This window comes from uncultured Novosphingobium sp. (genome assembly GCF_964277725.1).
In the GTDB taxonomy this organism is placed as follows: Bacteria; Pseudomonadota; Alphaproteobacteria; order Sphingomonadales; family Sphingomonadaceae; genus Novosphingobium; species Novosphingobium fluoreni.
In genome coordinates this window covers 1-5,480 of sequence record NZ_CAXYKL010000234.1, presented here as the reverse complement: position 1 = coordinate 5,480, position 5,480 = coordinate 1, and the positions used below count along the sequence as shown (strand labels likewise).

Genomic DNA, 5,480 nt, shown 5'->3' with positions numbered 1-5,480 from the left:
CGGTGGCGCGCGATGACGTCGGCAGCGATAGCTTCGTAGGCATGCCCGATGTGGGGTCGCCCGTTGGGATAGCTGATCGCGGTGGTGATGTAGTAGGGCTCGCCCATGCGGCGTCGCGACTTTCTTTTTAACTCAGGGGTGGCGTGCCGCATCTCTAGGCATCGCGGCGGAGGCCAGCAAGCCGCCAATCTCCAATATGAGCAGCCCGGCGTCGAAATTGTAGGTCGGGGCCTGCGCCGAGAGGCGTGTCAGCGTGGAATGAGCCTCGATCAACGCGGCTTGTCGGTGAGGCGACGCTTCGCGCAATTGGCTCGCCAGCGTCGCGCGAGCCAGTTCGAGCACCGCGAGCTGACGATCACGCGATGGTCGCGCGCCCATGGCGTCCGCCAGTTCGCCACGCGCGCGAAGGTCATCGTCGCCCAGATGCAGGATGCGCATCATCAAGGCATGGATTCGGGCCAGGTCATGCTCGACCACTGCCAGCGCGAGGCCGGGCGAGCCGTCCGCCGCCGCGACTGCCGCTTCCCTTAGCGCGGCATCGGCCTCGGGATGATCACGTCTGAGCACGGCCGCAAGCTCATCAGGGCCAAGCGGCGCAAAACGCAGCACCCGGCACCGCGAGCGGACCGTTGGCAAGAGACGACCGGGCTGGTGCGCGATCAGCAGGAAAAACGTGCCGGCGGGCGGCTCTTCCAAGGCCTTTAGCAGCGCATTGACCGCGCCTTTTTCCAGATCGTCAGCCGGATCGATGACGATCGCGCGGCGGCTTCCCATGGTTGGCTTGGTGCTGAGGCGACGGATCATACCGCGGATCTGATCCACGGTGATGTTGCGCTTGGTCTGGTACGGCTTGCCGTCAGCCTTTTTCTTTGCCTCGTCGTCGGTAGCCGGCAAGTGCGAGAGAACGTGGATGTCGGGATGGCTTGCTGGATCGACCGGCGCGCCTCCTTCACGAACAAGCTCACACGCTGCGGCCAGAGCGAATCCGCCCTTCCCCAGCCCCTTGGCCCCCGCCAGCAGCCAGGCATGGTGCAACCGGTCTGATTGAAGCGCGAGCGACCATTCGCGCCAAGCGGCATCCTGGCCGATGAAAGCCGAAGCGTTCAAAGCAGGGGCTCGATCGCCCGCATCAGCCGAGCGTGGACGGCCTCAGGCGGCCCTTCCCCCTCGACCTTCGCGAATCTGGCCGCATCACGCTGCGCGAGATGCTCGAACGCGGCGGCGACCTTGCCGTGATACTCGGCGGAGCGGGCGCCGATCGCATCGCTCTTGCCTTTGTCGCGCTCATCCAGGCGGCGGGTCGCGGTTTCAGGCGAGACGGTGATCAGGACCGTCAGATCCGGCAACAGGTTTTCGCTGCCGATGCTGTGGAGGGACAACAGATCCGCATCGTCCAGACCGCCTCCGCCGCCCTGATACGCGCGGCTCGAATCCAGAAAACGGTCGCAGACCACCCACTGGCCGGCAGCAAGCGCAGGACGGATCAGCCGCTCGACATGGTCGGATCGGGCGGCGGCAAACAGCAGTGCCTCGGCGCGGGGCAGCCATCCGGGCCCGGATGGATCGAGCAACAGCGAGCGGATCGCCTCCGCGCCCAAAGTGCCGCCCGGTTCGCGGGTCAGCACGACCTGCTTGCCGCGCGCTTCCAAAGCTTGGACCAGCATCCGCGCCTGGGTGGACTTGCCCGCCCCCTCCCCGCCTTCCAGCGCGATGAAACGACCCGCGGTCATGAGGAGAACAAGTTGATGAGGCCATTGCGCATCCGCGCCAGCACGCCAGCAACTGGTACGGCCTCGGCAGCATAGAGCGGAATGCGTGAGGGCTCTACGCCGTCGACCAGCACTTCCAGCTCGGCAACGCGCGCACCCTTTACGATCGGCGCGACCAGCGGCCCGCGATAATGCACCTTGAGGCGAACGTGGGACTTCGCCGCGCGCGGCACGGTGGCGTAGAGCGCACGATTGGCGACCAGAGGCACCGCCATCGCCGAGCCATCTTGCACTTGCGCCGTGGCGACCGTCGCTCCTTGAGCAAACAGGGGATAGGCCCGCCATTGCGTGAAACCCCACTCCAGCAATGCGCGTGCGGCGGCGTCACGATCGAAATGGGTGCGTGCTCCTGCCAGCACCATCGCCAGCCGCCTGCCATCCCTGACAGCCGATCCCAGGAAGTTGTATCCCGCCTCTCGCGTGTAGCCCGTCTTGATACCGTCAGCGCCGGGGATCACGCCAACCGTGGGGTCGTGGCTGCGCATGGGAATGTCGCGCCACCGATAGGTCTTCTGCCCTGAGAAATGTTTGTAAAGCTGCGGGTAGCGCATCGTCATCGCATCGGCCAGGCGGGTGAGATCGCGCGCGCTCACGAACGTCTGGCCGTCGTCCATCCAGCCGTTGGGCGTGTTATAGTGGCTATGCGTCATGCCCAGCCGACGGGCCGCATCGTTCATCATCAGGGTCCAGGTGTCGACCGACCCGGCATATCCGTTCGCCAGAACCATCGCCGCATCGTTCGCAGACGCGGTCATGATGCCGTGGAGCAGCCCGTCGGCCGTCACCACCTGGTTCGGCTTCAGATACATGGTCGTGCCCTTGGCGAACCACCCGGCGGAAATCTCCGGCGGGACGACGAACTCGCGATCCAGCGACAAGCGGCCGGCGCCGATCTCCTCGAAAGCGACGTAGGCGGTCATCACCTTGGTGACGGAAGCGGGGAGGAAGCTGACATCGGCGCGATGCGACACGAGGACTTCGCCAGAACCAAGGTCGACCAGCATGCTGACCGGCACGCGCGAAACCTCGGGCGGCTGTGGCGGATTGGCGGCAGACGCGCTGGCCGACAGGGACAACGCAAAGACAAACGTCAACAACCGCTTCAAGACCCGCGCACTCCTGAACACCACGAGATTCGCGGTGCGTCCAGCGTGGCGCGGCTCAGTCGATCTCAGTCGGCTCGCTGGATTCGTGCATCCCTATAGCCCGCAGCCTTGGCCTTATCCAAGGCCGGTGACGCGTCTTTGATGCCGGCGAACGGCCCAAGCCTGACGCGCCACAGCTTGCCTGTGGCGCTGACCTGCCCGCCAAGCTGGGCGGCGACCTTTCGGGCACGCTCGGCGGTGGAGAAAGCGGCGACCTGGACCACGTGCGAACCGTTGGTCGTCCTGGCTAAGGGCGGGGCCTTTGGCGGCTTCAGAGCGGCCGGCGCGGGCGGTACGGATGCTGGCGGGGCGGCGGGCTTCTTGGGGAGCGGCGCTGCCGGCAGCTTCTTTGCCGGCTCCGCTTCCACAACCTTGGGTGTCGGTGCCTTGGGTTCGGAAGCTTTTGGTTTGTCCACAACCTTCGATGGAGGCACGGCCGTCAGCGCACCCGCTGATGGGATCGCCGGCATCTGCGGCGGCGTGGAGGGCGGCGGCATCAGCGGTGATTGCTCGGCCAACTTGCGGCGCAGAACTTTCAGGAGCGATTCCGGCGTATCCATCCGAACGGGCGCGGTGCCGCCGGTGCGAAGCGCGGCACGCTCCACCTCGGGCGGATTGACACGACGGACACGCACTGCCGATCGCGTGCCAGCGGGCAGGCCCAGCTGCCGCACGGCGGCATCGGAAAGGCTTATCAGCGTTTCGTTCACCATCGGTCCACGCTCGACGAGCCGCACCAGGATCGTGTGCCCGGTCTCCAGCGAGGTCACTTCGGCGTAAGATGGCAGCGGTAACGTCTTGTGCGCGCCCGATACGCCGACCAGGGAGGCCCCGACAGTGGCATATCCCACCGCGTCGTAGTTGAGCTGGTTCGCGGGCGTCCATGTGGACGAATTGATCGTGAAGGGCTCACCCACGGTGACCGGGTAATCGGCAGCCGGTCCACTAGGAACCGATGTCGTACCAGCGGTATCGTCGGGCCGGGCCATCGCGATCTCGGCGGTTCCGGCAAGAAGCAGCCCCGCCCAAGCCAGGCGGTGTTTAACGGGCAATCTCATCGGCAAGCAATCCCACGGACAATGCGTAGTAGTTCGAGCAATTGTACTGCAGGATGACCCGATAATTACCGGTTAACAGATAGGCGGGCGTACCCGGCCCGTCTGGCTGGAAGAACGAGGTAAGAACATTATCGCCAATGGATGAGAGCGGCGCGACGCCCAATCGTTTCCACTCAGCCACCGTCATCCAGCGGGCATGGCGGGCGAAGACCCGGTCGCAACTGGGAGCGGCCAGGCGCGTCGCAGTGCCTGCGCTTGCGAAACTGGAAGAGACCGTCGCGCGTACGCCCCAGGGTTGGCCCGGACGCCAGCCGGCATCGCGGAAATAGTTGGCGATCGACGCCAGCGTGTCGGCATCGCTGGACCAGATATCGCTGGTGCCATTGCCGTCACCATCCGCCGCAAGGCGCAGGTAGACCGACGGCAGGAATTGCGGATTGCCGAAAGCACCGGCCCAACTGCCCTTAAGGCGATAAGTCGGCACACCGCGATCCACCATCTTGAGCAACGCGATCAGTTCGCCTTCGAACAGGGCGCGGCGGCGGCCTTCCCATGCCAGAGTGGCCAAAGATCGCGGCAAGTCGAAATCACCGGTGTAGCTGCCGTAATTCGTCTCGTGCCCCCAGATCGCCATCAGGATCGAGCCGGGCACGCCGTAGCGGCGCTCGATCTGCGGGATCAGGCCGGTGTCGCGAGAGTAGCGATCACGCCCGCGTGAGATCCGGGCGCTATCCACGTGGGTGGCGATATAGGGCGCAGTCGCCGGGGGCGTGCCGCTGCGCGATGGCTGCGCCGAATCAAGCTCGACCACCCGTGGATTAGGAGTCAGTCCGCTCAGGACACGGCTGATGGTAGCCTCGGATACGCCTTCTCGCCGGGCGCGGTCGCCCACGCTCTGCAGATAGCTGTCGAAGCTCTGGCTATAGGATTGGGCCTGAATGGCAGGTAGCGGAATCGCGGCCAGAAGCGTGCAGATCAAACCCTGGCGCAGCAGGCGAAGCGGAAAGCGTCGTCTCATTCGCCAGGGTCTCGCACAAAGCTCAGGCTATGGGAATGCCCGCGAACCAGGTTTCGGGGCCATCTGGCGCGTTTGATCGCATCTTTACCGCAGCCACCCGCTTGCGCCCGCCGCCCATTCGGCTATGCGACTTCGCGAGCGGGACAGGTGGCCGAGTGGTTTAAGGCAGCGGTCTTGAAAACCGCCGTGGGTGCAAGCTCACCGTGGGTTCGAATCCCACCCTGTCCGCCACCCTTCCCATCAAATGGCCATGTGTCTCGTACGCTGGTGTACCCCATCAGAAGCTAGCGCGGGCGGTGATGCGGAAGTCTCGTCCGGCAAGCGGCGCGAAGTCCTTCAGGAACGAGGCATGGCGGCGCGCGTCCACGTCGAAGATGTTGTTCGCCGAAAGCGCGAACGAGAGCGGACGTTCGTTACCCCAGGGCCGGATGTTGAGTTGTGCATTCACCAGCGTGAAGCTGTCCGTCGGGGTTTCGAACGCGGCGACACG

Annotated in this window: 6 protein-coding genes, 1 tRNA gene and 1 pseudogene; 1 reads left to right on the top strand and 7 read right to left on the bottom strand. The window is 65.2% G+C overall.

What is annotated here, in order from left to right; translation table 11 throughout:
• The 6 genes from ACHWRX_RS13200 to ACHWRX_RS13175 all read right to left on the bottom strand — a co-directional run.
• Window positions 1-107, bottom strand: a 107-nt coding sequence (locus ACHWRX_RS13200; RefSeq protein WP_394659536.1) for a class I tRNA ligase family protein, incomplete at its 3' end; no start/stop codon positions are given.
• Between the two features lie 25 nt (window positions 108-132).
• Entirely contained in the window at window positions 133-1,107 is a 975-nt protein-coding gene (locus tag ACHWRX_RS13195) for a DNA polymerase III subunit delta' (protein WP_394659535.1), read from the bottom strand.
• Complete coding sequence (gene tmk / locus ACHWRX_RS13190) at window positions 1,104-1,730, bottom strand: dTMP kinase (RefSeq protein ID WP_394659534.1); 627 nt, start codon at window positions 1,728-1,730, stop codon at window positions 1,104-1,106. The genes ACHWRX_RS13195 and tmk overlap by 4 nt, the downstream gene beginning before the upstream one ends.
• Window positions 1,727-2,875, bottom strand: a complete 1,149-nt coding sequence (locus ACHWRX_RS13185; protein WP_394659533.1) for a D-alanyl-D-alanine carboxypeptidase family protein — start codon at window positions 2,873-2,875, stop codon at window positions 1,727-1,729. Before ACHWRX_RS13185 ends, tmk begins: the two co-directional genes overlap by 4 nt.
• A gap of 65 nt (window positions 2,876-2,940) precedes the next feature.
• On the bottom strand, window positions 2,941-3,972 hold the full coding sequence (locus tag ACHWRX_RS13180) for an SPOR domain-containing protein (RefSeq protein WP_394659532.1): 1,032 nt from the start codon (window positions 3,970-3,972) through the stop codon (window positions 2,941-2,943).
• On the bottom strand, window positions 3,956-4,990 hold the full coding sequence (locus tag ACHWRX_RS13175; RefSeq protein ID WP_394659531.1) for a lytic transglycosylase domain-containing protein: 1,035 nt from the start codon (window positions 4,988-4,990) through the stop codon (window positions 3,956-3,958). Before ACHWRX_RS13175 ends, ACHWRX_RS13180 begins: the two co-directional genes overlap by 17 nt.
• Window positions 4,991-5,131: 141 nt before the next feature.
• Here ACHWRX_RS13175 and ACHWRX_RS13170 point away from each other — a divergent pair.
• Window positions 5,132-5,221, top strand: a tRNA-Ser gene (locus ACHWRX_RS13170).
• 46 nt (window positions 5,222-5,267) lie between these two features.
• On the opposite strand, the pseudogene ACHWRX_RS13165 reads toward ACHWRX_RS13170, so the two are convergent.
• Window positions 5,268-5,480 (bottom strand): annotated as a pseudogene (locus ACHWRX_RS13165) (TonB-dependent receptor); the annotation flags it as partial.